This window comes from Microbacterium sp. SY138, from assembly GCF_039729145.1.
Classification (GTDB): domain Bacteria; phylum Actinomycetota; class Actinomycetes; order Actinomycetales; family Microbacteriaceae; genus Microbacterium; species Microbacterium maritypicum_A.
Genome location: NZ_CP155793.1, coordinates 2,414,352 through 2,441,056 on the forward strand (window position 1 = coordinate 2,414,352; position 26,705 = coordinate 2,441,056).

Here is a 26,705-nt window from a genome sequence, read left to right on the forward strand (position 1 = left end):
CGAGCCTATCGCGGGGTGGCGTCCTTCTCGGCGCGCGGTGGGCTTCAGCCGGCGAGTTCGCCGAGCTTCACCTCGACGTCATACTGCTTGCCGCCGCGCACGTAGGTGACCTTGGCATCGCTGCCGGCCGCCGCCGCACGCACCTGAGCGGTGAGATCGCTCGCGCTGGTGATCGGGACTCCGTTGAACGTGGTGACGACGTCACCCTCCTGGATGCCGGCCGCAGCCGCAGCGCCGCCGTCCGTCGCCTTGGCGATGTACGCGCCGGAGACGGTGGCACCCTGCACGCTCGACGCGTCCTGGACCGAGGCGCCGAGAAGGCCGTGCGTCGCCGCACCGTCGGCGATGATCTCGTCGGAGACCCGCTTGGCGATGTTCGACGGGATGGCGAAGCCGATGCCGATCGAGCCCGACTCCTCGGAGCTTCCCGAGCTCGCGATCGCCACGTTGATACCGATCAGCTCGCCCTTGCTGTTCACGAGCGCACCACCGGAGTTCCCGTGGTTGATCGCGGCATCCGTCTGGATCACGGCGATCGAGATGGAGTCCGAGGTCTGCGGCGTGCCGCTGCCCGGGATGTCGAACTGGAACGGCCCTTGGCCCTGTCCCTGATCGGGCGTCTGCTGCTGGTTCGGAGCGTCCTCGGAGGACGAGTCGGGCAGAGCGGAGGAAGCGATCTGGATGCTCCGGTTCAGCGCGCTCACGATGCCCGTCGTGACCGAGTTCGCGAGCCCGAGCGGGGCTCCGAGCGCCACCGCGGTGTCGCCGACGTTGAGCTTCGAGGAATCGGCGAAGTCGATCGGGGTGAGCCCCTTGGCATCCTTCAGCTTGATCACGGCCAGATCGTAGATCGGGTCGGTGCCGACCACGGTCGCCTCGAAGATGCGTCCATCGGACGTGGTCACCCGGATCGTCGGATCCGCGACAGCGCCGCCCAGCGTCACGACGTGCGTGTTGGTGAGCACGTAGCCGTCATCGCTGATGATGACACCGGATCCGCTGCCTGCCTGGTCGGAGCCCGCCACCTCGATGGTGACGACGGACGGAAGTGCGGCGGTCGCGACAGCCGTGGTCTCGTTGACGGAACCGGGGTTGTTCACGGTCACCGTCTGCGGCCCGGTCGCCGTGCCCGAGGAGGGCTGGTCCTGGAGCCCGTTCAGCAGAGCGCCTCCGCCGAAACCGGCGACCCCGCCGACCAGAGCGGCCGCGACGATGAAAGCGGCGAACTTCGCGCCGCTACGAGGCTTCTGCTCCTTGGTCTTCGTCCCCTCGCCCGGAAGGCCGGCACCGCCGTCGAGCGGCTGCGTCGGCTGGGTGTACGACGATGCGGTGGGGATGCCGAACGCCGCGCCCTGCGCGGTGGCGGTTGCCGGCGCGGTGGTGGCGGGTGCCGCGTAGCCCTGCGGGACCGGTGCGATCACCGGTGCGGCCGGGGCCTGCGAGGCGAACGTCGACGGCATCTCATGCCCGTGCACCGGCGCAGCGGGCGCCGGCGCGGCCGACGCCGGTGTGACGGGTGCCGGCGCGGCCGACGCCGGCGTGGCGGGCGCCGGTGTGGCGTTGTCAGCGGCGGCATCCGTCGCCGACTGAGCGGCGACCTCTGCGGCCTCGGTGGACGGCACGGCGTCGTTCGACGCGGGTGCCGACTGGTCCTGGGGGTTGTCTTCGTTCATGGTGTGTGCTCCTTCGACGACCATTTCAGAATGACGCCTGTATCTGTGCGTTCCTTATGCCGAAGATGAGTTTCAGCTATGGCCTTAGCCTGTTCTTCATGAGTGTCATTCCCGGCGCATGGCGTCGTACAGCAGCGGGTGCAGGTCTGCTCGCTGCGGACGGAACCGTCGCGCCCACCATCTTCGCAGAGATGTCGGCAGCAGCGGCCCGAACCGGAGCGATCAATCTCGGTCAGGGTTTCCCCGACGAAGACGGTCCCGCAGCGGTGCTGGAGGCGGCGCGACAGGCCATCGCAGATGGAGCGAACCAATATCCTCCCGGTCGCGGAACCCCGGATCTCCTCGACGCCATCAGCGCTCATCAGCGTCGCTTCTACGGGTTGACCGTCGATCCCACACGCGAGGTGATCGTGACGGCCGGGGCGACGGAAGCGCTGACCGCGACACTGCTGGCGCTGATCGACAGCCCGGACGACGAGGTGGTCGTGTTCGAGCCGTACTACGACTCCTACGCCGCGGCCGTGGCTCTCGCGGGGGCGCGCCTTCGCACCGTCCCGCTGCGGGCCCCGGACTTCCAGCCCGACCTCGACCGACTCGCGGCAGCGGTGACCGACCGCACCAGGATCATCCTGGTCAACGACCCGCACAACCCCACGGGCGCGGTGTTCGGGCGCGAGGTTCTCAGCGAGGTGGTGCGTCTGGCGGAGAGGCACGACGCGATCATCGTCACCGACGAGGTGTACGAGCACCTGGCCTTCCATGCGCCGCACACGCCGATCGCGACCCTCCCCGGAGCGGCCGAGCGCACACTGACCATCTCGTCCGCCGGCAAGACCTTCTCCACGACGGGATGGAAGATCGGCTGGGTGCACGGGCCGGCCGCGCTCATCACGGCCGTGCTGACGGTGAAGCAGTACCTCACGTATGTGAACGGCTCCCCCTTCCAGCCTGCCATCGCTGTGGGGCTGCGGATGGACGACGCGTACTTCGCGGATGCGGCCGCCGCGCTCGCGCGAAAGCACGAGATCCTCGGAGCCGGGTTGAGGGAGGCCGGATTCACCGTGCACGCCCCGCAGGGCGGCTACTTCACCGTCGCCGATGCGACCGCACTGGGCGGCGCGGACGCCGCAGCGTTCTGCCGCGCTCTGCCCGAACGCGCGGGCGTCGTCGCGATCCCGCTCACGGCCTTCGTCTCGGAGGCGCACCGGGGCGAGTACTCGGGCCTGGTGCGCTTCGCGGCCTGCAAGCGCGTCGACGTGCTCGAAGAGGCAGCTGCGCGTCTCGCAGGCTTCTCCGCCTGACTGCGGATCAGGAGGGAGCCCCGGGGGCGACCGCTCCGCCGGGGACGGTGTCATGCGGCACGACCGCGTAGCGCCGCACCCGCAGCGACGGGTTCGTCGCCCGCACGCGCGCGATCGTCTCCCCCTCCACCACGGCGACCGCGATCCCGGGAGCAGTGCCCACACCGGCGAGGATCACGCCCTGCGGATCGATGACCTGCGAATGTCCAACGCCGATCGGAGTCGGGTGGTCCGCGGCGATCACATAGACGGTGTTCTCGATCGCACGGGCGGCGAGCAGCGTGGTCCAGTGATGCTCCTTGAGCGGTCCTCTGACCCACTCCGCCGGCACGACGAGGGCGTCGGTCTGCGCATCGACGAGCGAACGGGCCACCTCGGGGAAGCGGAGGTCGTAGCAGGTCATGAGTCCGAAGCGCAGACCGCCGAGGTCAAAGATGGCCGCTAGGCCCAGCTCACCCGGTTCGACCCAGTCGGACTCCCGCTGCCCGAATGCGTCGTACAGATGCTGCTTGCGGTACACGGCGAGTATGCCGTCGCCGCGCACCGCCACGACGGAGTTCCGCACCCGCTCACCGTCCGCGGCCCGCTCCGCGAGACCGGCGACGATCACGACGGCGTACTCGGCGGCCAGAGCGGCCAAGGTCGCGACGAACTCCCCATCGAGGTCCTCGGCGTTCGCCGCGAGGCTCTCGTCCAGAGGATCGACGAAGTAGCTCGAGTACTCCGGGAACACGACCAGCTTCGCACCACGTGCGGCGGCATCGGCCGTCAATTCGGCGATCCGCTCGCGGTTGTCGGCTCGGGATGCGGTGGGCGCGAACTGGCACACGGCGACGGGGACGGCTGCGATCTCGGACATGACTCCATCCTCTCGCATCGACACGCCCGGGACGTCGCCCCGATGCCCTCTCGATTCGACCGACTCCGGAATCCGTGATAAGTTTCTTCTTGTGCCGCGGGGTGGAGCAGTTCGGTAGCTCGCCGGGCTCATAACCCGGAGGTCGCAGGTTCAAATCCTGTCCCCGCAACAAATGAAAGGCCCTCTGACTCGGAGAAATCCAGGTCAGGGGGCCTTTCGCTTTGCTTCGCGTGCGACGCACTCGATCGGATTCGATCGAGTGCGTCGCCCCCGGCTCAGATCAGGTCGGCCACCAGACGTTCGATCCGGGCGCGGATGTCGTCCCGGATCGGTCGCACGGCGTCGATCCCCTGTCCGGCAGGATCGTCGAGCTCCCAGTCCTCGTAGCGCTTTCCCGGGAAGAACGGGCAGGCATCGCCACAGCCCATCGTGATCACGACATCGGAGGCCTGCACGGCTTCGGTGGTCAGCACCTTGGGCGATTCCGCCGTGATGTCGACACCGAGCTCGGCCATGGCTTCCACCGCGACCGGGTTGATCTGATCCGCGGGCAGGGAACCGGCAGAGCGCACGTCGATCCGATCCCCCGCGATGTCACGCAGGAAACCCGCGGCCATCTGCGAGCGGCCGGCGTTGTGCACGCAGACGAAGAGGACGGAGGGCTTGACGGGTACGTCGGTCATCGGATGCTCCTCGCGGGCGTGCTGTCGGAGTTCTCTGCGGCGTGATCGGCGGTTGCCGGAATCAACTCCATTCTCGCCCGAACCGTGCCGACCTGGACGAGGGGATTCCCACAGCAGCCGCCGCCTTCGCCATCGAAGTCACCCGATCCCCCGCAGACACCCGTCGCAGGCAGGGTGAGCTGCGTGCTCCGCGCGGCGATCAGGTCGCCCGCGAGCCGTGCGGCGACGCTGCGTGCCTGCTCGAATCCCGTGAGCGCCAGGAATGTGGGCGCACGCCCGTAGCTCTTCGCGCCGATGATGTAGAAATCGTCTTCCGGCTGGGTGAGCTCGGCCGCCCCTGTCGCCCCGACCGACCCGCAGGAGTGGACGTTCGGGTCGATGTCCGCGGCGATGCCGGCCACCGCCTCCAGAGTCGGGTCCCATGCCACACGCACCTCCGAGAGCATGCCGAGGTCGGGACGGAATCCCGTCAAGGCGAACACGTGCGAGACGCCCCTCACCGCACCTCCGCTGTCCGCAATGATCGTGAGACCCTCTTCGTCCGCGCGGAACTCCGCGACGCGGAACCCCTGGATGACATCGACGAGACCGGACTCGATGACTTTTCGAGCCCGCGCGCCCAGCGCCGCGCGCTCGGGAAGCGCATCGCCCGTTGCGCCACCGAGCAGGCGGGACGCCGCCTTTCCCCGGCGCATCAGCCACGAGACCCGTGTACCGGGGTGTCGTCGCGCCAACGCGGTCAGGCGCAGCACGGTGTGCGTGGCCGAGTGCCCGGACCCGATGACGACCACGTGCCGCCCGGCCTGGGCCGTGACATCATCCGGAATCCGGTAGGAGATATGCGAGGCGAAGCCTGTCTCGCCGATCGCGGGGAGTCCCTCGGCTCCGGCCGGATTGGGGCGACCCCAGGTACCGCTCGCATCGACGACGGCACGTGCACCGATCCGGAGTTCTTCACCATCCGCGCCGATCGCATGAACGACGAAGGGCTGTCCTGCGCGACCGCTCTCGACCACACGGTCCCGCCCCTTGCGCGCGACGCCGGTGACCGTCGTCGAGTAGCGGACCCGCTTCCCCAGCACATCAGCGAGGGGCGCGAGATACCGCACGATCCACTCCGCGCCGGTCGGATACCCGTCCGTCGGAGGGGTCCATCCCGAGGGTTCCAGCAGGCGACGGGAGGCCGCATCGGTCAGCTCGGGCCAGCGGGAGAACAAGCGCACGTGCCCCCACTCGGAGACCGCGGTGGCGGGGCTCGACCCACGTTCCAACACGATCACATCGCACCCGCGCTCGGTGAGGTGTGCGGCGACGGCTAGCCCCTGGGGGCCTGCGCCGATGACGACGACGGGAAGCTCGGACATCACGTTCCTTACATTGATGAACTTCGATATGAACACAGTGCGTGATCTATCGATGTTTGTCAATACGTGGGTAGCATGGCCCTATGACCATCCCTGCCACGATCGACGCCGGCACCTCCTGCTGCGTACCGCGCATCACCTCGACCATCAGCACCGAGGAGGCCGAGAAGGTGGCGCGCGTGTTCAAGGCGCTGGGAGATCCGACCCGTGTGCGTCTGCTCTCCCTCATCGCCGCCGGTGACGGCGGGGAGGCGTGCATCTGCGATCTCACGGAGCCCGTCGGGCTCTCTCAGGGCACCGTTTCCCACCACATGAAGATCCTCTCCGACGCAGGACTCGTCAGGCGCGAGCAGCGTGGACGTTGGGCGTACTTCTCCCTCGACGTCGAGGCCATCGACGCCGCCTCCGCCGCACTTCGGCCCGCCTGACCGAGGAAGGTCCACCGGACAGACGCGAACGGGCGCCCCCGGAGGGACGCCCATTCGATGCGGATGTCTCGAATTAGTTGCCTGCGGCGGAGTCGAGCTCGATCAGCTTCTGCACCGCTGCGGTGAGACGCTCGTCCGCCTCGGCGAACTTCGCGAGGTCTCCCGCCTTCAGTGCCGTCTCACGGTCGACCAAGGCAGACTGCGCAGCCGCGAGCGCCTCCGCCTCGGCCCCCGTGGGCTGCGTGGGCTCCGTCGTCGGCACCTCGCCGGTATCGGGCACTTGAGCGTCCGGATCAGGTTCGACCGTGTCATCGCCGCCGGTTGCACCGGAGTCACCGCCGAAGAGGGTATCGAGGGCTTCGGTGAGCGTGTTCTCGAAAGCCACGCGGTCACCGAAGGCGACCAACACCTTCTGCAGTCGAGGCAGCTGCGTCCCCTCGGACGACTGCACGTACACGGGCTGCACGTAGAGCAGACCGCCACCGACGGGCAGTGTCAGCAGGTTGCCGTAGATGACCTCGGACTCCCCCTGCTGCAGCAGGTTGAGCTGAGGCACCACGGACGTGTCCGAGTTGTAGGTGTTCTGCACCTGACCGGGGCCGGGGACGGTCGTGTCGGTGTCGATCTCGAGCATGCGCAGCTGGCCGTAACCCTCTGCCTTCTTGCCCTTCTCCGAGCCGGCGTCCGAATCGACCGCGAGGTAGCCCATCAGCACGTCACGGCTTCCACCCGCGCCCTGCGAGTTCGGGATGAACGTCGAGAACATCGAGAATCTCGGAGTGTCCTGCCCCGGCATCTGCATGGTCAGGTAATACGGCGGCTGCAGCATCGATTCGCTGCGCGGGTCGTTCGGCGTCTGCCACCGGTTGTCCTGCTGTGCGAACGATCCGGCCTTGTCGACGTGGTAGACCCCGAGGATGTCACGCTGCACCTTGAACAGGTCGGTCGGGTAGCGCACGTGGCTCATGAGCTCGCCGGACATCTCGCTGATCGGCTTCACCGTCGACGGGTAGACCTTCTGCCAGGTCTTCAGCACCGGGTCCTCGTCGTCCCACGCGTAGAGCGTCACGGAGCCGTCGTAGGCGTCGACTGTCGCCTTGACCGAGTTGCGGATGTAGTTGATGTCGTCGATGGCGAGCGTCGGCGACGGGATGTTGGAGTCGGCGATCGCATCCGACAGGCTCACGCTCGTCGAGTACGGGTACGTCTGACTCGTGGTGTAGCCGTCGACGATCCAGACGATGCGGCCGTCCACCACGCTCGGGTACGGGTCGCTGTCGAGCTCGAGGTACGGCGCCACCTTCTGGACGCGCGTCTTGGGATCGCGGTCGTAGAGGATCTGCGAGTCCTCGTTCACCAGGTTCGAGAACAGGATCTGCTCGGACTGGAACTTCAGCGCGTAGAGGAGCTTCGTGAACGTGTCACCGATCTTCGGACCACCGTTCCCCTCGAACGTGGTCTTCGTCTCGCTCGAGCCGTCCTTGCCGCGTGGGTAGTCGATCTCCGCAGGCTCCGACCCCTCGGGGGCGCCGACGATCGAGTACTCGGGCGAGTTCTCGCCGAAGTACACGCGCGGCTCGAAGTTCTCGCGGTCCGACAGGAACCCGGAGGTGGGGATGCCGCGCTCGAGGAACACCGGTTCGCCGTCCGTGGTGCGCTGGTTTCCGGCGGCTGCGACGAGGCCGTAGCCGTGGGTGTAGACCGCGACGCGGTTGTTCCAGTTGTCGCCGTCGCCGAGTCCGGACATGTCGAGGTCGCGCACGGAAACCACGGTGTCCTGCATCTTCCCGTCGATCTCGTACCGGTCGACGTCCATCGTCGTCTGGAACTGGTAGTACCCGCGGTACTGCTCGAGCTGGCGTACCGTCGGCGGGATGACCTTCGGGTCCATGATGCGCGTCGAGGCGGTGGTCTCGGCGTCGGCGCGCAGCTGCCCCGCCTCTGCGTCGGTCTTGGCGGCGAAGGGCGTGGTCTCGAGGTCCGCGACCCCGTACGCCTCCTTCGTGCCGTCGATGTTCCGCTGGTAGTACTCGGCCTGGTAGGCGTTCTGGTTCGGCTTCACCTGGAAGGTGGTGACCACCCACGGGTATCCCACGCCGACGACGAGCGACGCCACGATGAGCAGCGCCGTCGCGGCCAGCGGGAAGCGCCAGCGGCCGATGACGGCGGTGACGAAGAAGAGGATCGCGACGACGGCGGCGATGATCGCGAGGATCGCGAGACCCGGGATCGTCGCGTTCACGCCCGTGTACGCCGCGCCCGTGATGCGGTCGTCGGGCTCGACGAGCGTCTTGTACTGATCGAGCCAGAGGCTCGCCGCCTGCACCAGCAGGTAGAGGCCCGCGATGACCGCGAGCTGGATGCGTGCGGGCTTCGAGATGCGCAGCTCACCCTGGCCGATGCGCACCGAGCCGTACAGGTACGACACGAGGGCGGTGACCAGGAGCGAGAGCAGCAGAACGGCCGAGATGAAGGCGAGCAGGATCGTGTAGAACGGCATCGCGAACATGTAGAAGCCGGTGTCGATGCCGAACTGCGGGTCGACGTCGGACGTCGCCACACCGTTGGCCCAGAGCCAGACGGTCTTCCACTGCCCCGCGGCCGCGAAGCCGGCGAACAGTCCGAAGAAGATGGGCATGCCCCACATCGCCAGGCGACGCAGCGGTTCGATGACCTCCTGGTACCGATCCAGCTGCGAGCTGAGTCGCACGTACACCGGACGCAGGCGGTACGCGAGTTGGATGACGACGAACAGCGGAACGGCCATCCCGAGGAAGCCGACCACGAACATCACCGCCGTGGCGATCCACTGCGTCGTGAGGACGCCGGTGAAGCCCACCTGGTCGAACCAGAGGAACTCGGTGTACAGGGAGGCGAACACGAAGAACACCGCGATCAAGGCGGCGATGATCACCAGGGAGATGCCGAGAATGCGTCGTGAGGTTCGAGGCGTGGCCGGGTTCGGAGCTGAAGGCGAGGAGGTCACCCCACCATCCTAGGCATCGCTCACTGTGGGCAGGCTGTCATCCCGGTCACGGCGAGGTCACGGCCGCACATGTGTGTTCAGCTCCCGGCGCGTTCGCAGGTCGGAAGAGCGGCGACGTCTCCGTCGTCCGCGATGACCTCGAGCGCGGCGAGAGACTCGTCGAGCGTCGCGGTGCGGATGACCTGGAGCCCGTCCGGCACATGCCCGACGACCTCGTCGCAGTTGGCCTCGGGAGCGAGGAAGTACTCGGCCCCCGCGTCCCTGGCACCGTAGAGCTTCTGCCGGATGCCGCCGATAGGCCCGACGGTGCCGGCCGCGTCGATCGTGCCGGTACCGGCCACGTCCTTCCCGCCGTTGAGCTCGCCCTCGGTCAGGGTGTCGATGATGCCGAGCGCGAACATCATCCCGGCGCTGGGGCCGCCGACGTTGTCGAGCTGGATCGTGACGTCGATCTCGAAGTCGTAGTCGGTGCGGAGCGTGATGCCGATGAGCCACAGGGTCGCGTCGCCCTCGGTGTGCTTCTCGGGAGTGATCTCGACGGTCTGCTCGGCTCCGGCGCGCAGCACGGTGAGCTGCACGGGGGCTCCCTCGGCAGCCTGGATCGCCTCGCGCAGCTGCGTCGCAGAGGTGACCGGCGTGCCGTCGATCGCGGTGATCACATCGTCGGCTTCGAGGATGCCGGCGGCCGGGGAGTCGGCGACGGCGTCGACGACGACGACCTGAGCACCGGTGTCGTACCCGAGCTCGTTCAGCGCAGCGGCCGTCGCCTCGTGCTGCGAGTCCACCATCAGCGTGGCGTTGCGCTCGTCGCGCTGCTCACTCGTCACCCCCTGCGGGAACACCGTGTCGAGCGGGACGACCGCCTTGGACGAGTCCATCCACGCCAGTGCCAGCTCGAACCAGCTCGGTGTGCGCTCGCGGTTGCCGACGACCTGGACCGTCGTGAGGTCCAGAGTGCCCGCGGTCTCGAAGGTCTCGGCGCCCTCGACGCTGATCAGCGGAACCTGCTCGCCGTCCGCTCCCTCCGCAGTGCCGAGGGTGTCGTACACCGGGCCCGGCCGCTGGATCACGTAGGGCGACGGCAGGAACGTCAGCACAACAAGGGCGATGAGCGCGACGATCAGCGCCCAGACTCCGAGTCCGAGCTTCCCAGACCGCGTTCGATCCACTGCATTCCTCCGTCGTTCGCGAGCGGCGTACACCGATCTGCCCGCATCGGGTTCGCGCGCAGAAACCTGTGACTAGCGTAGAGGCCACGGCAACAGAAGTGCTGAGAGGGCGAGCGACATGGCAGACAACGACCCGACACCCGAGGACTTCCAGGAGTTCCTGCGGAAGATGCTCTCGAATCAGGGCGGCGGGGACATCGACCCCGAAGCGCTCCGGGGCGCCTTCGAGGGGATGGACGGCTTCACACTCGATCCCGCGATGATGCAGACGATCATGTCGCAGCTGCAGGGCGCCTTCGGTGGCGATCCCTGGGAGAACGCGCTGCGCCAGGCCCTGTTCATCGCCAACCGCGACGGGCAGGGTGTGACCGACGGTTCACGCACCTCGCTCGCCGATTCCTTCGCGCTGGCGAATCTGTGGCTCGGCGAGGCGACGACGATCTCGGAGCTCTCCGAGACACCGACAGCGATGACCCGCGGGGAGTGGGTCGAGAAGACGCTGCCGGTGTGGAAGGAGATCGCCGACCCGGTGTCGACGAGCATCGCGGACGCGCTGACCTCCGCGCTGGACACGCAGGTGCCGGAGGAGATGCGCGACGTCGTCCAGGGGGCAGGCAAGCTGATGCGAGGCCTGGGCGGCTCGGTGTTCGCCGCGCAGTTCGGTCAGGTGCTCGGCAACCTCTCGCTCGAGGTGGTCTCCGGAGGCGATGTCGGCATCCCCGTGCTCCCCGCGGGGACGGCGGCCGTCATCCCGCAGAACCTCACCGCGTTCGGCGAAGGTCTCGAGATCCCCGAAGACCAGATCGCGCTCTACCTCGCCACCCGCGAGCTCGCGTACGCGCGGCTCTACCGGCACGCGAAGTGGCTCCACTTGCACGTGATGGCGCAGATCACCGACTTCGCGCGCGGAGTCACCGTCGATGTGGACGCGCTGGAAGACGTGGCCAGCCGCCTCGACCCCTCCGACCCCGAGGAACTGCGCGCGGCGATCGAGGGCGGCGCTCTCCTCCCCGTGCAGAGCGAGGCGCAGCGCGAGGCGCTCACCCGACTCGAGAACCTCATCGCGACGATCGACGGCTGGGTGGACGTGGTGACAGCCGAGGCGACCTCGCGGCTGCCCGACGGTGCCCGCATCGCGGAAGCCGCTCGACGCCGACGCGCCGTCGGCGGTCCTGCGGAAGACGCACTCGGCGCACTGGTCGGGCTCAAGCTGCGCCCCCGACGCATACGCGAAGCCTCCGCGATGTGGCAGGCGGTGACCGACGCCGTCGGCATCAGCGGACGCGACTCGCTGTGGGACTACCCCGACCTGATGCCGACGGCCGAGGACATCGACGACCCGAGCGGACTCGTCGCCCGGCTGCAGGCGGCTGAGCGTGGCGAACAGCCGGTGGCCGACGAGTTCGATGAAGCACTGGCCCGCCTGCTCGACGGCGACGACTTCTCGGCCGACGAGCCCGCAGCGGGAACCACGGATGAAGCGGACGGAGACGGCGACGCGGCCCCGGAGGGCGACCGACCGGTCTGAGGCAGGGTGCGGGCGTCCGAGGATGCCCGCACCTCTCCTCCCCCGCTCGACGAACGTCGGCGAGTTGTCCACGGATGCCCGGTTGCGGCCCCGCGATGCCGCCATCCTCCCCACAATCGGAGAGATGCCGCTCACCCCTCCGCTCCTCACACGTCTGCACCCGAGCTCTCCCCTGCTGTGGCGCGACGAGCACACCCTTCAGCTCGGAGATGACGGCGGCCTGCGCATCGATGCGGAGGACCCCTGGGTGGAACCGCTTCTCAGCCGGTTGCGCTCCGGTTTCCGGCGGGGTTCCTTCGACGTGATCGCGCACGCGGCCGGCGCTCCGCGGGAGGCGGCACGCACACTCCTCGCGCGTCTCGACGACGTGCTCCTCGACGATGTCGCTGCGGCACGCCCTGCCTGGGTCGAGAACATCGGGATCGCCGACGGCCGGAGCGAGTACCGGATGCGCGAGGCACTCTCCGACGAAGGCATCGAACTCGTGGACATCGGTCACCGGCCCGGCGTGGCCATCGTGCTCGTGAACGGCGTGTCCGCGGCACTGCAGTTCGCCCGCTACCTGCGCGAGGACGTCGCGCACCTACCGGTCGCGTTCGAGCCCGGCCGCGTGACCGTCGGGCCGCTCGTGGTCCCCGGTGTGTCCGCCTGTCTCGCGTGTCGCGACGCCCATGCCCGAGACCTCGACCCGGCCTGGCCACTGCTGCACACGCAGATGATCGGTCGTGATCCGGGCCCGATCCGCGCCGCGCAGGTCGCTGAAGCCGGGCGGCTCGCCGCGCTGCTCCTCGCCGACGACGAAGGTGCGTCCGGGAGGATGGTGCGGATCAGCGCGGACGGTTCCCGCGAGTGGCGTCCGGTGTCGTTTCACGAAGAATGCCGGTGCCGCGGCCCGTGGTCCCCATCTCAGCGAGGAACCGCGACGGAGAGCGCTCCCCCCGACCCGCTGATCTCGACCACGACAGCGCCAGCGTACGGGCGGCGCGCGTGACGCCCACGTAGGCCAGTCGCCGCTCCTCGTCGATCGCCTCGAACGTCGTCGCATACGAGATCGGCAGCGATCCCTCCGCCCATCCGGCGAGGTACACGTGCGGCCACTCCAGCCCCTTGGCGGCATGCAGGGTCGACAGCGTGACGGTGCGCATGGTCGGCTCGTGCTGGTCCTTCGCCCGCGCCATCAGCGCGTCGCTGAAGCTTCGCAGATCCGCCTCGGGCCCCGCCTCCTCCGCGAGCCGGAGGATGGCACGTCGCGCCTCCCATCCGCTGCGCTGCGCTCCCCCTGCCGCCGGCGGCTCCTCTGTGAGACCGAGCTCGCGAAGCACCCGCTCCACCCCGGGGAGGAAGCCCTGCTCGCTGGGAGCCACGGCGGCGGCCCGGAGCGCGAGGATCGCCTGACGAACCTCCGGCATGGCGAAGAAGCGTGTGCCGCCCAGCACCGACGTCGCGATGCCCTCGGCCGCGAGCGCCTGCTGCAGAACCGCGGACTGCGCGTGCGCCCGGTAGAGGACTGCGATCTCCGAGGGGGAGGCACCCGCCTCGATGCGGGCGGAGATCGCCGCAGCGATCCCCGCGGCTTCCTCCCCCTCGGTGTCGTAGGCGGTGATGGTCGGCGCATCCGCGGTGAACTGCTCCCGGGCCGGCACGAGCTCCAACGCGCCGGGGCGGCCGTGCATCAGGGCGTTGGCTGCGGTGAGGATCGGCGGTTGCGAGCGGTAGTTCGTCTCCAGCCTCACAACCGTCGCGTCCGGGTGGCGGCGCTCGAAATCGAGCAGGAACCGCTGCTCGGCCCCCGCGAACGAATAGATGGTCTGGCTGGCATCGCCGACCACGCAGATGTCATGGCGATCGCCCAGCCAGAGCTCGAGCAGCCGGTTCTGCAACGGCGAGACGTCTTGGAACTCGTCGACCGTGAAGTGCCGGTACTGCTCGTGGACGGATGCGGCGACCCGGGGCTCCGCCTCCAGCATGCCCGCGCAGGCGAGGAGCACGTCTTCGAAGTCGAGCTGACGACGATCGTCCTTCAGTGCTTCGTATCCCCGCATCAGTTCGATCAGCTGGCCCGCATCGACACCGCTGATCGGACGCCCGAGTGCCGCGTACTGGTCGATCGACAGCATCGAGACCTTGCGCCACTCGATCTCGGAGGCGATGTCGCGCAGTGTGGCCGTGCTGGGACGGAGGCGTATCGCGTCGGCGGCCTGCCCCAGCATCCGCACCTTGTTGTCGATGATCGAGGGCGCCGGGGAACCGGCCAGCGTGGGCCAGAAGAAGTTCAGCTGAGCGAGTGCTGTCGCGTGGAAGGTGCGGGCAGCCACACCCTCGACTCCGAGAGCACGCAGGCGACCGCGGAGCTCGCCCGCGGCCTTGGCGGTGAACGTGACGGCCATGACACGCGAAGGCGAATAGGCGCCGGTGTCGACGCCGTGCGCGATGCGATGCGTGATCACCCGTGTCTTTCCGGTCCCGGCACCGGCGAGCACGGCGACGGGTCCCCGCAGCACGGATGCCGCTGCCCGCTGCCGCTCATCGAGGGCATCGAGTGCGCTCACGCGTGGTCCTCGTACCATTCGACGATCAGGGCACGGGCGATGGATGCCGGGCCCGGAAGGCCCACAGGCCCGTCTCCGGCGAGTGCGGAGCCGATCTCCGCGCGCGTGAACCAGCGCACCTCGATGATCTCTTCCCCGTCGGGGCGTGCAGCGGACTCGTCGTCGACCACGGCGCGGAAGCCCACCATGAGCGAGCGCGGGAACGGCCAGGCCTGGGACGAGACGTACCGCAGAGCGGACAGTCGCACGCCCGACTCCTCCTCGATCTCGCGATATGCGGTCGATTCGAGGGACTCCCCGGCCTCGGTGAAGCCCGCGAAGCACGAGAACATCCGTCCGCCCCAGTTCGCGTTGGCGCCGAGCAGGAGGCGCTCGCCGTCCCGGCTCTCGACGGCGACGATCACCGCTGGATCCGTGCGCGGAAAATGCTGGCGCCCGCACACGAGGCAGCGCCGCGACCATCCGCCTTGCTGAAGTCGCGTCGCTCCACCGCACGCAGGGCAGAACGGGGCATCGCGCAGCCATCCCGCGAGGGCGATCGCGCCGATCAGGAGCTCGGACTCCTGCCCGTCGAGACGTCCGCCGAGGTCACGGAGGCCGAGCCAGATCTCGTCCGGGGCCGTGTCGAGTGCGTCGTTCTCCGGCGGGGCGGCGGCGAGGAGCAGCACGGTGCCGTCGATATCGCGGCCGAGGAGAGCCCAGGTCGCCTCGACGACCGCATCCGGTGCGACGCGCAGCAGCGCGGAATCGACGACCCGGACACGTCCCTCACGCACGACGATGACGCGGGTCGCCGGGTCGGCGCGCAGACGATCGAGCACATCCGGCTCCTCGCGGAGTTCGGCTGCACGGTCGAGGGACGGGCGCTGAATGGTCATCGACTCCCTCTTTCACGGGCGTGGCGGAGGCGGGACCGCCCCTGAGCCGACCTACCCTGGGGGCATGGGACGCTCTCCTTTCACTCTAGCCGCGGCAGTGACCGCCGCACTGCCCGGGGCGGAGGTCACGGGTGCCCGCGGTCTGAGCGCGGACGGCGACGGTCGATTCGACTCCGCCATCGCCTCGCTGGCGGACGGCCGTGAACTCGCGATCCGCGTCGCGGACGACGACGAGACGGCGCGCGAACTCGCCGCCGAAGCCCTCGCTCTTCGAGCGCTCACCGACGGCGCCCGCGCCATGCTGCCGTTCCGCGTGCCCGCCTACATCGGGGAGACGCGCATCGGCGAGGGTCGCGCACTCGTCACCGAGCTCCTCCCCGGCTTCCAGATCGAGGCGGCCCTGGTGCCCGCGGGGCGCGGTGCCGCGCCGTCGATGGGAGCCGCGATCGCCGCCGTGCACGGCCTTCCCACCTCGGTCGTCCGGGGCGCAGGACTCGGAACCCGCACCGCCGAAGAGAGCCGCGCCGAGTTGGAGCGCCTGATCGACACCGCGGCGGCCACCGGACGCGTGCCGGCACGTCTCACAGTGCGTTGGCGCGATGCCGTCGCCGACGACGACCTCTGGCGCTTCGAGTCCACCGTGGTCCTCGGAGGCGTGCAGTCGACCTCGTTCCTGTTCGACGACGATCCGGAGCGCGGGCCCGAAGTGGTCGGCCTCGTCGGTTGGCATGGGCTCGCGGTGGGAGACCCGGCGGTCGACCTCTCCTGGCTCTCCGCAGCTCCCGATGCGTCAGACGACGTCCACGCCGCGTATGCCCGCGCCGTCGACCGTGCCCCCGATCCCGGCCTCGAGGTGCGAGCCCGCCTGCTCGCCGAACTCGAGTTCGCACGCTGGCTCGTGCACGGCGACTCCATGCATCGGCCGGACATCGTCGACGATGCCGCCGCACTGCTCGATGCTCTCGCCGAGGGCCTGCGAACGGACGACCTCAGCATCATCGATGCCCGCGCTGCCGGCGTCGACTCCGCCATGGACGCGCTCGACCGCGTGCCCCGGGATGCCGTCGCCGAGGTCGACACCTCCATGCACACCGATGCCTACAACCCCGAAGAACTGTGGATCGAAGTCCCGGAGGAGGCGGAGTCGTCGCCGCAGGACACGGAGTCACTGGAACCGGTGCGCACCATCGACACCGGACGCACGACCGACCGGGACCAGGACGACAGCGCTCACCGCACCGAGATGCTCAATGTCGAGACCGAGGATCTCTCCGAGGCGCGGAGCATCTTCGCGGGTACCCGTGGTTTCGAGCCCCGCGAACAGACACGTCCTTCCGCATCGGACGCTGCGGCCGAGTACGACGAGTCCGACTCGGACGAAGCTCAGCGTGCGGCGCGGGCGGCGCTCCAGCGCTGGAAGAGCTCTTCCTCCGAGTAGACACGGTCGCCACGGATGATCAGGTCGTCCGCGACGTAGTACAGCGCGACGTCGATGTCCTCCAGAGGCACGTCGAAGCGCCGATGGTACGCCAGACGGTAGAGCGCCAGCTGCAGCATCCGCTCCTCGCGCTCGTCTGCCGTTCGCGGAGCCTTCCCGGTCTTCCAATCCACGATCTCGATGCGTCCACCACGGTCGGCACGTCGGTAGACGGCGTCGAGCTTGCAGATGACGATGTGCGATCCTGCCACCTCCGACGAGGGAAGTCCGGCGCCGAGGGCGAAGTCGATCTCGATCTCGACGGCGATCGGCTGCAGTCCTCCCCATTCGCTGTGCTCGAAGGTCGCCTGCAGAGCGGCGAGATCGGCGGCATCTGCGGTCGCTGCCGCCCCCTCCCGCGTCTCCACCGTCGCCTGCGCGGGTTCCGACGCGATCTCATCCTCGTCGAGCTCCCAGAGGGCCTCATCCGGGCGGCTGCCGACACCGACCAGCTCCGAACGCTGTTCCACCCAGGCGTGGAACAGCGTGCCGAGCCGGGTCTGCCGGTACGGTCGCTCGGGCATGGGTCTGACGATCGAGGAGAGCGTGCCGGAGAAGTCGGTGACGTAGTCCTTGAATCGCGATGCCGGGACGCGCGTCGGGGCGTCCGCGTCGGTTCCGCGCTGCCTCGCCGCACGCTCGGCCAGCAGGCGGGCGAGCTCCACCGACGGTTCCGCCGTCCCTCTGCGGGCGGCGTCATCCACGGCCGCAGCCGCCGCGGACACGACCTCTCGTCGTGCCCCCAACGGGTCGAGGGGCCACCGCAACGTCGAACCGGGGCCGTCATAGGGGTTGTCGTCGGGGTCGACCGCCTCGACCTCGTCGAGCCCCTGCACCTCGATGGCCTCGACCAGATAGGGGCTCGGGGTGCGCGGAGACTTCTGTCCTGCCCAATGCGCACCGCTGAGAAGCAGATCGGTGCGCGCGCGGGTGACCGCGACGTACGCCAGACGCCGCTCCTCCTGCTGCTGATAGGTCCGGTAGGCATCCTTGAAGCGTTTGATCGCGCCGCCCCGGGGATTCGCCTTCGTCGCACCACCGGACAGTGAGGCCTGCGCGAGCTTCTGGCGCTTGACGGGGTCGGCCTCGTCACCCATCGCCTCGACCGGATCCCACTCGAATCGGGGCAGCGCGTCGCGGTCACCGCGCAGAGCAAACGGAACGACTCCGAAGCCGAACCAGCCGGAGGTGTCGGAGACCCGGCTGGGAAGTTCGTCGATCACGAGCCGCACCACGGCGACCGCGTCCCATTCCAGCCCCTTCGACCCATGGATCGTCAGCAGTTGCACGACTCCGGCCTCCGGCGGCTCGGGCCGGGGCATGAGCTCGTCGGTGCTCTCGGCCTTGTCGAGCCACGCGAGCAGACTGCCGATGCTCCCCCGCTCGTCCGCCGCGAGGAAGGCTCGTACCTCATCGGCGAAGGCCCGCAGCTGGGTCGCGGCGACACGGGCCGGGCCTCTGGTCTCGTTGGCCGCCAACTCGATGTCCAGCCGCAGTTCGAGCTCGACCAGCCGGATCAGCTCGGGGATCGGCTGGGAGGACGCGCGGCGCAGTCGCTCGAGCATCTCCCCCGCCGCACGCACCCTCGCCCTGCCGTCGGGCGTGATGGACTCGAGGAGCCGATAGTCGTCGCGCACCGCACGCACCACGTCGACCGCGTCGATGATCGAGACCGCCTCGTCGGCCCCCCGCGAGGAACGCAGCCGCGCGCGCACCTCCTCGGGCAACGGAGCCATGGCGGGGTCGCGCTCGGAGAGTGTGCGCCCGAGGTCGTAGAGCGCCGCCATGTCGGCAACGCCGACACCGAAACGAGGACCCGTGAGAAGGCGGATGAGCGCCGACCCCGCGGTGGGGTCGTGCACCACGCGCAGCGTCGACACGACGTCGACCACCTCCGGCGTCGCCAGCAGACCGCCGAGGCCGAGGATGCGGTGCGGGATGCCACGCGCCGCGAGCGCGGCGGCGAACGTCTGCATGTGGCGTTTCGAACGGAACAGGATGGCACCGGTGTGCGGCTTCGCGCCCGGGGACTCACCGGCGCTGCGGGCGTCGTGCGCGGCACGGCGCTCGGCGAACCATTCCGCCACGGCGGATGCCTCTTCGTCGACCGTGAACGGGTACTCGATGGTCACGGTGCCTTCCCCGGCGCCGGGGCGCGGTTCGAGCGGCGGCACGTCGAGCCCCGGGCGTTGCAGGGGTTCGAGCACGCGGTTAGCGATCCCGAGGATGCCTCGATCATTGCGCCAGCTGGTCATGAGGCTGTAGGTCTGCGCCGCTGCGGTGCTCGAGAACGTGCGGGAGAAGGCGTAGAGGTTGTCGGCGCTCGCACCTCGCCAACCGTAGATCGACTGATGCGGGTCGCCCACGGCCATCACCGCGGAGTCGCGGAACAGCTCGGCGAGGAAGCGGGTCTGGATGACCGACGTGTCTTGGTACTCGTCGAGCAGCACGACACGGTGCTGCTCGCGCAGTTCGGCCCGTACGTCGGGAGCCGATTCGACGATGTCGTAGGCCCCGCCCACCTGGTCGGCGAAGTCGAGCACGCCTCGGCGCTGTTTCTCGGCGATGTAGTCGCGCACGAGGCGGGTCAGCGTCGGCAGACTGAGCAGGTTCACCGCCGCCTTCTCGACGTCGGCGTTGCCCCGATAGGGCTCGAACGCGAGTGCCTGATCGCGGGCGATGTGCTCGGCACGGTCGAGGTCGACGCGGTGGTCGAGGGCATCGCCGGCGAGCCTCTGCACAGCGTCGATGACCGTGCCGAGCGCGAAATCGATGTTCTCCAGCTCGGGGAGGTCGCTGCGGAGCACCACTTCGCGTGCCAGCATCCAGGAGGCGGCCTGGCTGAGCATCGCCACGTCGGGGTCCCGTCCGATGCGCGCCGCGTGCTCACGGACGATGCCGTCGGCGAAGGCGTTGTAGGTCGAGACGCGCGGCCGGATCATCAGGTCTTCCGCAGCACGAGGGGTCACCGGATCCCATCCCGTTCCGCGGTGCGCAGCGAGTTCGTCGAGCACGTGCGCGCGCACCAGCTCACGCTGTCGGCCCGGCACGGCCTCGTCGACCCTCCGAAGTGACCCGTCCGCCACGATCTCGGGCAGATGCGGGAGGAGCCCCCGGCGTCCGTACTCGTCGATGACCGCGAGCCGATGGGCGATCCGTTCCGCGAGCTCTCCTGCGGCTTTGCGCGTGAAGGTGAGGCCGAGGATCTCGTCGCGGCGGACGTGCCCGTTGGCCACGAGCCAGACCACCCGCCCCGACATCGTCTCGGTCTTACCGCTTCCTGCTCCGGCGACGACCAGGGCAGGCTCCGGCGGCGCTTCGATCACCCGCTGCTGTGCGGGTGTCGGCGACGGTTGCCCCAGCGCAGCCGCGATGTCTGTGGCGGAGATGCCCGCACCGCCGCTCCACCCTGCGCCGCTCCGCTCCGGTCCGCTCACGCCCGTCATGAGCTCACCGCCGGCACCGTGTGGATGCGGCAGGGGTGCACTCGGCGCTGCGTGTCCGCACAGTGCGACTCGACCTGCGCGGTGAAGCTCGATGCCGACATGCCGCGAGCCGCATCCGACACGCGCTTCAGGAACGCCGTTCGCGACTCATCGTCGAGCGTGTGCTGATGGGCGATGCGGTAGTCGCTCTTGGCGAGTGTCTTGGAGACGATCGCGAGTCGAGCGCCGGCCAGCGACGACGACGGCGCCCCCTCGATCAGTCCCTGCTGGACCGCCACCTGATAGGCGGCCAGCTGCGCGTGCTCGATCACACCGGAGTCGGATTCGGGATCGTTCTTCCCCGTCTTCAGATCGACCACGACCGTCGGGCCGTCAGGACCCCCCGACATCGGCTCCCAGCCGCGGCCTCGAGCTGCCGGATGCTCGCCGGCGCCCGGCGGGTAGGCTTCCACACGGTCGATGTAGCCGTGGATGATCGCCTTATTCGCCCGGTCCTCCCCCACCGCGTGCACCGTCGGCGCGATCTCCTCGTCGGTCGCGGGAGCCACGTCGACGGCGAAGCGGAACTCGACCTCACTGCCGATGACGCGCCCTCCCTCCCGGCGCACGTCGCCCAGGTAGGTGTGCAGCCGATCGACGAGCAGATCGGCACGACGTCGTTCCTTGCGTCCGATCCACTCGGTCTCGAAATCGAGCTCCGGCCAGTGCTCGGCCACGATCTCCCGCATCCGCTCGAGATCTCCTTCGGGTACCCTCTCCATCGCCTCGTGCACGATCGTGCCGATGCCGGCGGTCGGCGGCATCACGGTGTCGCCGCCGAGCGCCGAGACGACCCAGTTGAGGCCGCATTCCTCGTAGGACTCCATCTTCGAGGGCGATACCCGGGCTCCGGTGACGGCGAGATCGCGCAGCGGCGCCTGCGTCGATGGTGGGGTGATCCCGTACCACTCCGCCGGGTCGGCTCCAGGGACGCCTTCGCGAGCGAGGACGGCGAGCTGTGCCGCGGCGGCACGGCGCACCGGCTCGGCGACCGTCGTCGTGAGCGTGCGTCGGTGCCGCGCGACGAGTCCGCGCAGGGTGAGCGGGTGCTCCGCCGAGGCATGCCGCTCGGGTGGTTCCGGCGCAGGAAGGAAGCCGAAGAACGGGCTGGGCGTGAGGTCGTCGTCGTCCACCGCCGTGATCAGGAGACGATCGCGTGCGCGCGACACAGCGCGCACGAAGAGCCGGAGCTCATCGTGCAGTGCCGCACGTCGACGGTCGAGGACCCCTGGAGCCTCGATGGAGATCCCCGTGCGGGCGGCCTGGATCGCATCCGGCAGACGCCAGGTCTGCAGCAGACCGCCACGCAACCGCACGTTCGGCCAGATGCCGTCCTGCACGCCGGCGACCACGACCGCGTCGAACTCCGTGCCGAGGGCGGTGGCGGGGGTCAGCAGCGTGACCTTTCCCGGCCGGTCGGGAGTCGACAGCGAATCCTCCGGAACCTCGCTGTCGAGGATGTCGCGCACGAAGACCTCGGGCCTCTCGTTCGGCGTACGCTCGACGAAGCGCTTCGCGGAGTCGAACAGAGAGACCAGCGCATCGAGCGAACGAGCCGTCTCCGCTCCCGTCGGCAGCAGCGAGATCTCGCGCCAGGCGACCTGCAGCCGCCGGCCGTCGACGGCCCGAGCCTGATCCCAGACCCGCCACAGCAGGTCGTGGATCGTCTCCCCCGCCGCCGCGCCGCGGGAGAGCGCTTCGATCGTCTCGGCGAACCGTTCGGCCGTGCGCGATTCCGGAGCGTCGATCAGCGTGAGGTGCGCAGGATTCGCCATCGCCCGGCGCAGCAGTTCGCGTGCAGGCGTCGATCCTCCCTGCTCGAGTTCGACGTGTCGGAGGCGCGCACGCAGTCGCCGCAGCCCGATCGCGTCCATCCCTCCGAAGGGGGTGCGCAGCGCCTCCTCGAGTGCGGGCGACGTGCGCTCTTCGACCGGGGTGAGTGCCAGACGCACGATGCCGACGATGTCGCGTACGATCCCCTCGCTGCCGAGCGGGCGCTGCACACCGGCCGCTCGTGTCGGGATCTCCCTGGCGGCGAGTTCGGTCTCGAGTGCGGTGACCTGCCGGGTGTCGTGGGCGATGACCGCCATCCGGTCCCAGCGGATGCCGTCGGAGAGGTGCCACTCGCGCATGACGCCGGCGATGCGATCGAGCTCCTCATAGGGGGAAGGAGCAACGAACGTCGCGACTCCGGCTTCGACCTCTTCGGCGGTCACCGGCACCGGAGCGCGCCGGTGCTCGACCCGTCCGGACACGCCGATCGCCTGCGTCACGGTGCGGGTGAGCGCCGTGAGCGCCGGACGCTGGCGGTGCGGCCCGTCGAGTACGTGCACGTCTCCCAGCACGCCGGCGAGCTGGGCGAACAGCTCGGGGCTGGCTCCACGGAACGACCCGGATGAGATGTCGGGATCGCCGAAGGCGTGCACGGCGATCCCGCGGCTGCGCAAGGCCGTCACGACGGCGATCCCACCGCGGGTGAGCTCCTGCGCGTCATCGATGAGCACCACGCGCAAGGGAGCGAGCGGGCCGAGGGTGTTCGCGTCTGCCGTATCCAGGATGGTGCTCGCCTCGCTGAGCAGATCAGCGGCGTCGCGGTGCGCCGAGCGGAGCGCGTCGAGGACCATGCGGTACTCGACGAGGAACTCCGCCGTCGCCACCCACACCTCGTTTCCCGAGGCCCGGAGTTCCGCGGCGTCGACGCCGATCTCGGTGCACTCGGCGAGGAAGGCACGCAGCTCGGAGCGGAACCCCTTCGAGGCGCGCACGGAAGTGCTCAGCGCGTCGGGCCACCGGATGCGCCCGTCTTCCGCATCTCCGGCGAGCAGTTCGGCGATGATGCGGTCCTGATCGGCACCGGTCAGCAGCGCCGGCGGTTCGGCTCCTTCTCGCACCATCGCTCCACGGACGAGCTGGAAGGCGAAGGAACCGAGCGATCTGGCCAACGGTCCCGGCGTCGCCTGACCGATGCGCACGCCGATCCGATCGCGCAGAGCCGTCGCCGCCTGGCGGTTCGGGGTGAGGGCGAGAACCTGTTCGGGGCGCAGCCCCTCGACGTCGAGCAGGTGCACGACACGCTCGATGAGGGTGCGCGTCTTGCCCGTTCCCGGCGCGCCGATGACGACGCCGGATGCCGACGGCTCTGCGGCGATCACAGCGCGCTGAGCGGTATCGGGTGTCATGACCTCCACGCTATCCGGACGTGCGGACATCGCAGCCCGCACCCGCCAGGCACGTCCGGGGTCGCAGTCGTCCGCGCTGTGCGCTCACGGCGAAACCGGTCCCCGCGGCCGATCCTGCCCGGTGCCCGCGGGGTAGAGTTGGCGCAGTCCCCGAACTTCAAGGAGCACGCGTGGAAATCCGCATCGGCATCATCAACACCGGCCGTGAACTGAGCTTCGACACCGGCGCCAGCGCTGAAGAGGTCCGCACCCAGGTCGCCGCGGCGCTCGAGCAGAGCGCGTCGCACGTGAGCTTCGCCGACGTGAAGGGCAACTCCTACATCGTCCCGACCGCGAACCTCGCCTACATCGAGCTGGGCACCGAGGAATCGCGCCGCGTCGGCTTCGTCGCCTGACCGCGCGATGTACATCCTCCTCGCACTCATCGGCGCGTGCGCTCTGGGAATCGCCGCGCACTTCCTGATCCGCGATCGCGAGCTGCGCGGCGTCGCCCTGACCCCGGCGATCGCCACCGCCGTATCGGCGCTCACCTACACGGGCCTGCAGTGGGCCGGTGTGGGCGAGGACAGTATCTGGCTGTGGCTCGCGAGCGTCCTCGGCGCTCCCGTCGTCGCCGCACTGGCGACCGTGGCCATCACCGGGATGCGCAAGCGCTCCGACGCCCAGAGCAGGGCGGCGCTGGGCATCTGACCCGTCGAACTGCGTCGCCTAGGACGCCAGTCCCATCGCGTCCATGCGACGAGCGTGCGCACCCATGAGCTCGGTGTAGACCGGTTCGATGCGCTCCTCGTCGATCTCGAGACGCTCGGGCCGCAGCGCAGAGCGGCAGACGAGGATCGTGTCGCCGACCAGGCGGCGCGCCCACATCGACAGCAGCGAACGCCACTCCTCGTCGCTCTCGATCGTCTCCTGGATGATGGCGACGATCTCGTGTCGAGCGTCGTCCTCGCGGAGGATCTCCGCCACGCGCCGCCCGGTGTCTCCGTAGCTGGACGCCAGCGCGAGATAGAAGTCGTCGAGCATTCCGGCGGTGATGTACACGGCGAGAAGCGTCTCCCGTGGGCGCGCGCCGATGGTCTTTCGACGGAACGCGTCGAGGTTCTCCCGGAACGGGAGCATCAGCTGCGTGGGGTCGTCCCCGTGCTCGGCGATGAGCTCCACGATCCCCCGGTGCTTGGTCAAGGCGGCCCCTGCCGCACGAGACAGCGACTCCTTCTCGGAGAGCGCGGTCGTGGCGCGGATGAGACGCGTCAGCGTCTCGAAGTAGCCCAGTTGCAGATAGGCGGCCTGCCCGAGGAACCGATTGAGTTCGGGGGCGAGTTCGGCGAAGTCGATGCGCGTCGCATCTCCCTGCTCGCCTCTGCCGCGCAGCGCGAGGGTGCGTCGCGGCGCGTCGTCGCGCTGCCAGAACCACTTAACCACGAGGTCGTCCTCCCGAGTCCACCACGACGTTCACAATACTCGTGCCGAACGCTCCTTCCTGGCCGGAGGCGCCCCTCGGGGTAGGCTGGGCGTGTCCCCGCCGTCGGAGCGGGGCCCCGCGCCTGTGGCACAAGAGACGGCGTGGATCCGTTAACGTGGCGATCCCGCAGGCTCGCCGGACAGGCAATCTGAATAAAGTGACAACTTTCGCCGATCTCGGCATCGATCAGGACATCGTCGACGCACTCGCCGCCAAGGGCATCGTCGACGCGTTCCCCATCCAGGAGCAGACCATCCCCCTCGGCCTTCCCGGCCAGGACATCATCGGTCAGGCCAAGACGGGAACAGGCAAGACCTTCGGCTTCGGCATCCCCGTCGTCCAGCGCCTCGGCAAGGACCCGGAGCACGGCGTCAAGGCACTCATCGTGGTGCCGACGCGCGAGCTCGCGGTGCAGGTGTACGAGGACATCGACCTGCTCACCAGCAACCGCTCGACCAGCGTCGTCGCCATCTACGGCGGCAAGGCCTACGAGGGCCAGATCGACCAGCTCAAGGCCGGCGCGCAGATCGTGGTCGGCACACCCGGTCGACTGATCGACCTCGCCGGTCAGCGCCTGCTCGACCTCTCGCACGCCACCGAGGTCGTGCTCGACGAGGCCGACAAGATGCTCGACCTCGGCTTCCTCGCCGACATCGAGAAGATCTTCCAGAAAGTCCCGGCCGTCCGTCACACGCAGCTGTTCTCCGCGACGATGCCCGGCCCGATCGTCGCCCTCGCACGTCGCTTCATGTCGAACCCGATCCACATCCGTGCGAACGACCCCGACGAGGGCCTCACGCAGGCGAACATCAAGCACCTCGTCTACCGTGCGCATTCGATGGACAAGGACGAGGTCATCGCCCGCATCCTGCAGGCCGAGGGTCGCGGAAAGACCGTGATCTTCACCCGCACGAAGCGCGCGGCGCAGCGCCTCGTCGACGAGCTGAGCGACCGCGGCTTCAATGTGGGTGGCGTGCACGGTGACATGGGTCAGGATCAGCGCGAGCGCTCGATGGCCGCCTTCAAGGCGGGCAAGCGCGACGTCCTGGTCGCGACCGACGTGGCCGCCCGAGGCATCGACGTCGATGACGTGACGCACGTCATCAACCACACGATCCCGGATGAGGACAAGACGTACCTGCACCGTGCAGGCCGTACGGGCCGCGCGGGCAAGACCGGCATCGCGGTCACCTTCGTCGACTGGGAAGACCTGCACAAGTGGGCCCTGATCAACCGCGCCCTCGAGTTCGGCCAGCCCGAGCCCATCGAGACCTACTCGTCCAGCCCGCATCTGTACGAGGACCTCAACATCCCCCAGGGCACGAAGGGCCGCCTGGTGTCGGCGCCCAAGACGGAGTCCGTGAAGACCGAGCGCACCCGTCGACCCGAGCGCGCGGCCGACGCCGCCGCCGAGGGGACCGATGAGGGCGGCACCCGCCGCCGTCGTCGCCGTCGCAACAGCACGACTCCGGTCGGTTCGACCTTCACCGAAGGCGCGGCAGAGTCGACGTCCGGCGAGGGGCAGTCCGCACCGGCCGCCGATCGCGGTGCCGAGGGCGCGGGCACGCATGACGGTGCGGGCAAGGAGCACCACGACGGCAAGCCGGCTCCGGCACGTCGTCGCCGTCGTCGTCGTGGCGGTTCCGGCGCCGGCGCGGCTCCCGTCACCGGGGCCTGAGCACGT

18 protein-coding genes and 1 tRNA gene are annotated in these 26,705 nt (G+C 69.2%); 8 read left to right on the plus strand and 11 right to left on the minus strand.

Going from position 1 to position 26,705, the window contains the following annotated elements; genetic code table 11:
* Window positions 1–44: 44 nt before the first annotated feature.
* Window positions 45–1,673, minus strand: coding sequence for a trypsin-like peptidase domain-containing protein (locus ABDC25_RS11475; protein ID WP_347123010.1), 1,629 nt, complete (start codon window positions 1,671–1,673; stop codon window positions 45–47).
* A gap of 98 nt (window positions 1,674–1,771) precedes the next feature.
* On the opposite strand from ABDC25_RS11475, the gene ABDC25_RS11480 reads away from it, so the two are divergent.
* The gene (locus tag ABDC25_RS11480; protein ID WP_347123011.1) at window positions 1,772–2,974 is read left to right on the plus strand and encodes an aminotransferase class I/II-fold pyridoxal phosphate-dependent enzyme; all 1,203 of its coding nucleotides are present in this window, start codon (window positions 1,772–1,774) and stop codon (window positions 2,972–2,974) included.
* Window positions 2,975–2,981: 7 nt separating this feature from the next.
* On the opposite strand, the gene ABDC25_RS11485 is transcribed toward ABDC25_RS11480, so the two are convergent.
* A complete protein-coding gene (locus ABDC25_RS11485) occupies window positions 2,982–3,833 on the minus strand; it encodes a carbon-nitrogen hydrolase family protein (RefSeq protein ID WP_347123013.1) in 852 nt (283 codons plus the stop codon).
* 95 nt (window positions 3,834–3,928) lie between these two features.
* On the opposite strand from ABDC25_RS11485, the gene ABDC25_RS11490 reads away from it, so the two are divergent.
* Window positions 3,929–4,002 (plus strand) — tRNA-Met (locus tag ABDC25_RS11490).
* Between the two features lie 106 nt (window positions 4,003–4,108).
* On the opposite strand, the gene ABDC25_RS11495 is transcribed toward ABDC25_RS11490, so the two are convergent.
* Window positions 4,109–4,516, minus strand: coding sequence for an arsenate reductase ArsC (locus tag ABDC25_RS11495; RefSeq protein ID WP_021200357.1), 408 nt, complete (start codon window positions 4,514–4,516; stop codon window positions 4,109–4,111).
* Window positions 4,513–5,880 carry an FAD-dependent oxidoreductase gene (locus tag ABDC25_RS11500; RefSeq protein ID WP_347123014.1) on the minus strand — a complete coding sequence of 456 codons (1,368 nt, stop codon included), beginning with the start codon at window positions 5,878–5,880 and terminating at the stop codon, window positions 4,513–4,515. The genes ABDC25_RS11495 and ABDC25_RS11500 overlap by 4 nt, the downstream gene beginning before the upstream one ends.
* Window positions 5,881–5,963: 83 nt before the next feature.
* On the opposite strand from ABDC25_RS11500, the gene ABDC25_RS11505 reads away from it, so the two are divergent.
* Window positions 5,964–6,308, plus strand: coding sequence for a metalloregulator ArsR/SmtB family transcription factor (locus ABDC25_RS11505; RefSeq protein ID WP_136023677.1), 345 nt, complete (start codon window positions 5,964–5,966; stop codon window positions 6,306–6,308).
* 73 nt (window positions 6,309–6,381) lie between these two features.
* Here ABDC25_RS11505 and ABDC25_RS11510 read toward each other — a convergent pair whose 3' ends face one another.
* The gene (locus ABDC25_RS11510) at window positions 6,382–9,294 is read right to left on the minus strand and encodes a UPF0182 family protein (protein WP_029260315.1); all 2,913 of its coding nucleotides are present in this window, start codon (window positions 9,292–9,294) and stop codon (window positions 6,382–6,384) included.
* Window positions 9,295–9,371: 77 nt separating this feature from the next.
* Entirely contained in the window at window positions 9,372–10,463 is a 1,092-nt protein-coding gene (locus ABDC25_RS11515) for a PDZ domain-containing protein (RefSeq protein WP_021199640.1), read from the minus strand.
* 118 nt (window positions 10,464–10,581) lie between these two features.
* On the opposite strand from ABDC25_RS11515, the gene ABDC25_RS11520 reads away from it, so the two are divergent.
* Window positions 10,582–11,991, plus strand: a complete 1,410-nt coding sequence (locus tag ABDC25_RS11520; protein WP_021199639.1) for a zinc-dependent metalloprotease — start codon at window positions 10,582–10,584, stop codon at window positions 11,989–11,991.
* An 827-nt stretch (window positions 11,992–12,818) separates the two neighbouring features.
* Here ABDC25_RS11520 and ABDC25_RS11525 read toward each other — a convergent pair.
* Entirely contained in the window at window positions 12,819–14,540 is a 1,722-nt protein-coding gene (locus ABDC25_RS11525; RefSeq protein WP_021199637.1) for an ATP-dependent helicase, read from the minus strand.
* Complete coding sequence (gene nudC, locus ABDC25_RS11530; protein ID WP_347123015.1) at window positions 14,537–15,418, minus strand: NAD(+) diphosphatase; 882 nt, start codon at window positions 15,416–15,418, stop codon at window positions 14,537–14,539. Before nudC ends, ABDC25_RS11525 begins: the two co-directional genes overlap by 4 nt.
* Before the next feature lie 64 nt (window positions 15,419–15,482).
* On the opposite strand from nudC, the gene ABDC25_RS11535 reads away from it, so the two are divergent.
* Window positions 15,483–16,856, plus strand: coding sequence for a hypothetical protein (locus ABDC25_RS11535; RefSeq protein ID WP_040569699.1), 1,374 nt, complete (start codon window positions 15,483–15,485; stop codon window positions 16,854–16,856).
* Here the strand turns inward: ABDC25_RS11535 and ABDC25_RS11540 are convergent.
* Together ABDC25_RS11540 and ABDC25_RS11545 are read right to left on the minus strand one after the other, a co-directional pair.
* Window positions 16,802–20,341 (minus strand): ATP-dependent DNA helicase, encoded by a 3,540-nt coding sequence (locus ABDC25_RS11540; RefSeq protein WP_347123017.1) that lies wholly within the window; start codon window positions 20,339–20,341, stop codon window positions 16,802–16,804. The genes ABDC25_RS11535 and ABDC25_RS11540 overlap by 55 nt on opposite strands.
* A complete protein-coding gene (locus ABDC25_RS11545; protein ID WP_347123019.1) occupies window positions 20,338–23,559 on the minus strand; it encodes an ATP-dependent DNA helicase in 3,222 nt (1,073 codons plus the stop codon). The genes ABDC25_RS11540 and ABDC25_RS11545 overlap by 4 nt, the downstream gene beginning before the upstream one ends.
* Before the next feature lie 170 nt (window positions 23,560–23,729).
* On the opposite strand from ABDC25_RS11545, the gene ABDC25_RS11550 reads away from it, so the two are divergent.
* Window positions 23,730–23,954 carry a DUF3107 domain-containing protein gene (locus tag ABDC25_RS11550; protein ID WP_017828623.1) on the plus strand — a complete coding sequence of 75 codons (225 nt, stop codon included), beginning with the start codon at window positions 23,730–23,732 and terminating at the stop codon, window positions 23,952–23,954.
* Window positions 23,955–23,961: 7 nt separating this feature from the next.
* The gene (locus tag ABDC25_RS11555; protein WP_021199632.1) at window positions 23,962–24,249 is read left to right on the plus strand and encodes a hypothetical protein; all 288 of its coding nucleotides are present in this window, start codon (window positions 23,962–23,964) and stop codon (window positions 24,247–24,249) included.
* A gap of 18 nt (window positions 24,250–24,267) precedes the next feature.
* On the opposite strand, the gene ABDC25_RS11560 is transcribed toward ABDC25_RS11555, so the two are convergent.
* Window positions 24,268–24,981, minus strand: a complete 714-nt coding sequence (locus ABDC25_RS11560; RefSeq protein WP_021199631.1) for a ferritin-like fold-containing protein — start codon at window positions 24,979–24,981, stop codon at window positions 24,268–24,270.
* Window positions 24,982–25,178: 197 nt separating this feature from the next.
* Here ABDC25_RS11560 and ABDC25_RS11565 point away from each other — a divergent pair, with 197 nt between their 5' ends.
* A complete protein-coding gene (locus ABDC25_RS11565; RefSeq protein ID WP_021199630.1) occupies window positions 25,179–26,699 on the plus strand; it encodes a DEAD/DEAH box helicase in 1,521 nt (506 codons plus the stop codon).
* Window positions 26,700–26,705 lie beyond the last annotated feature (6 nt).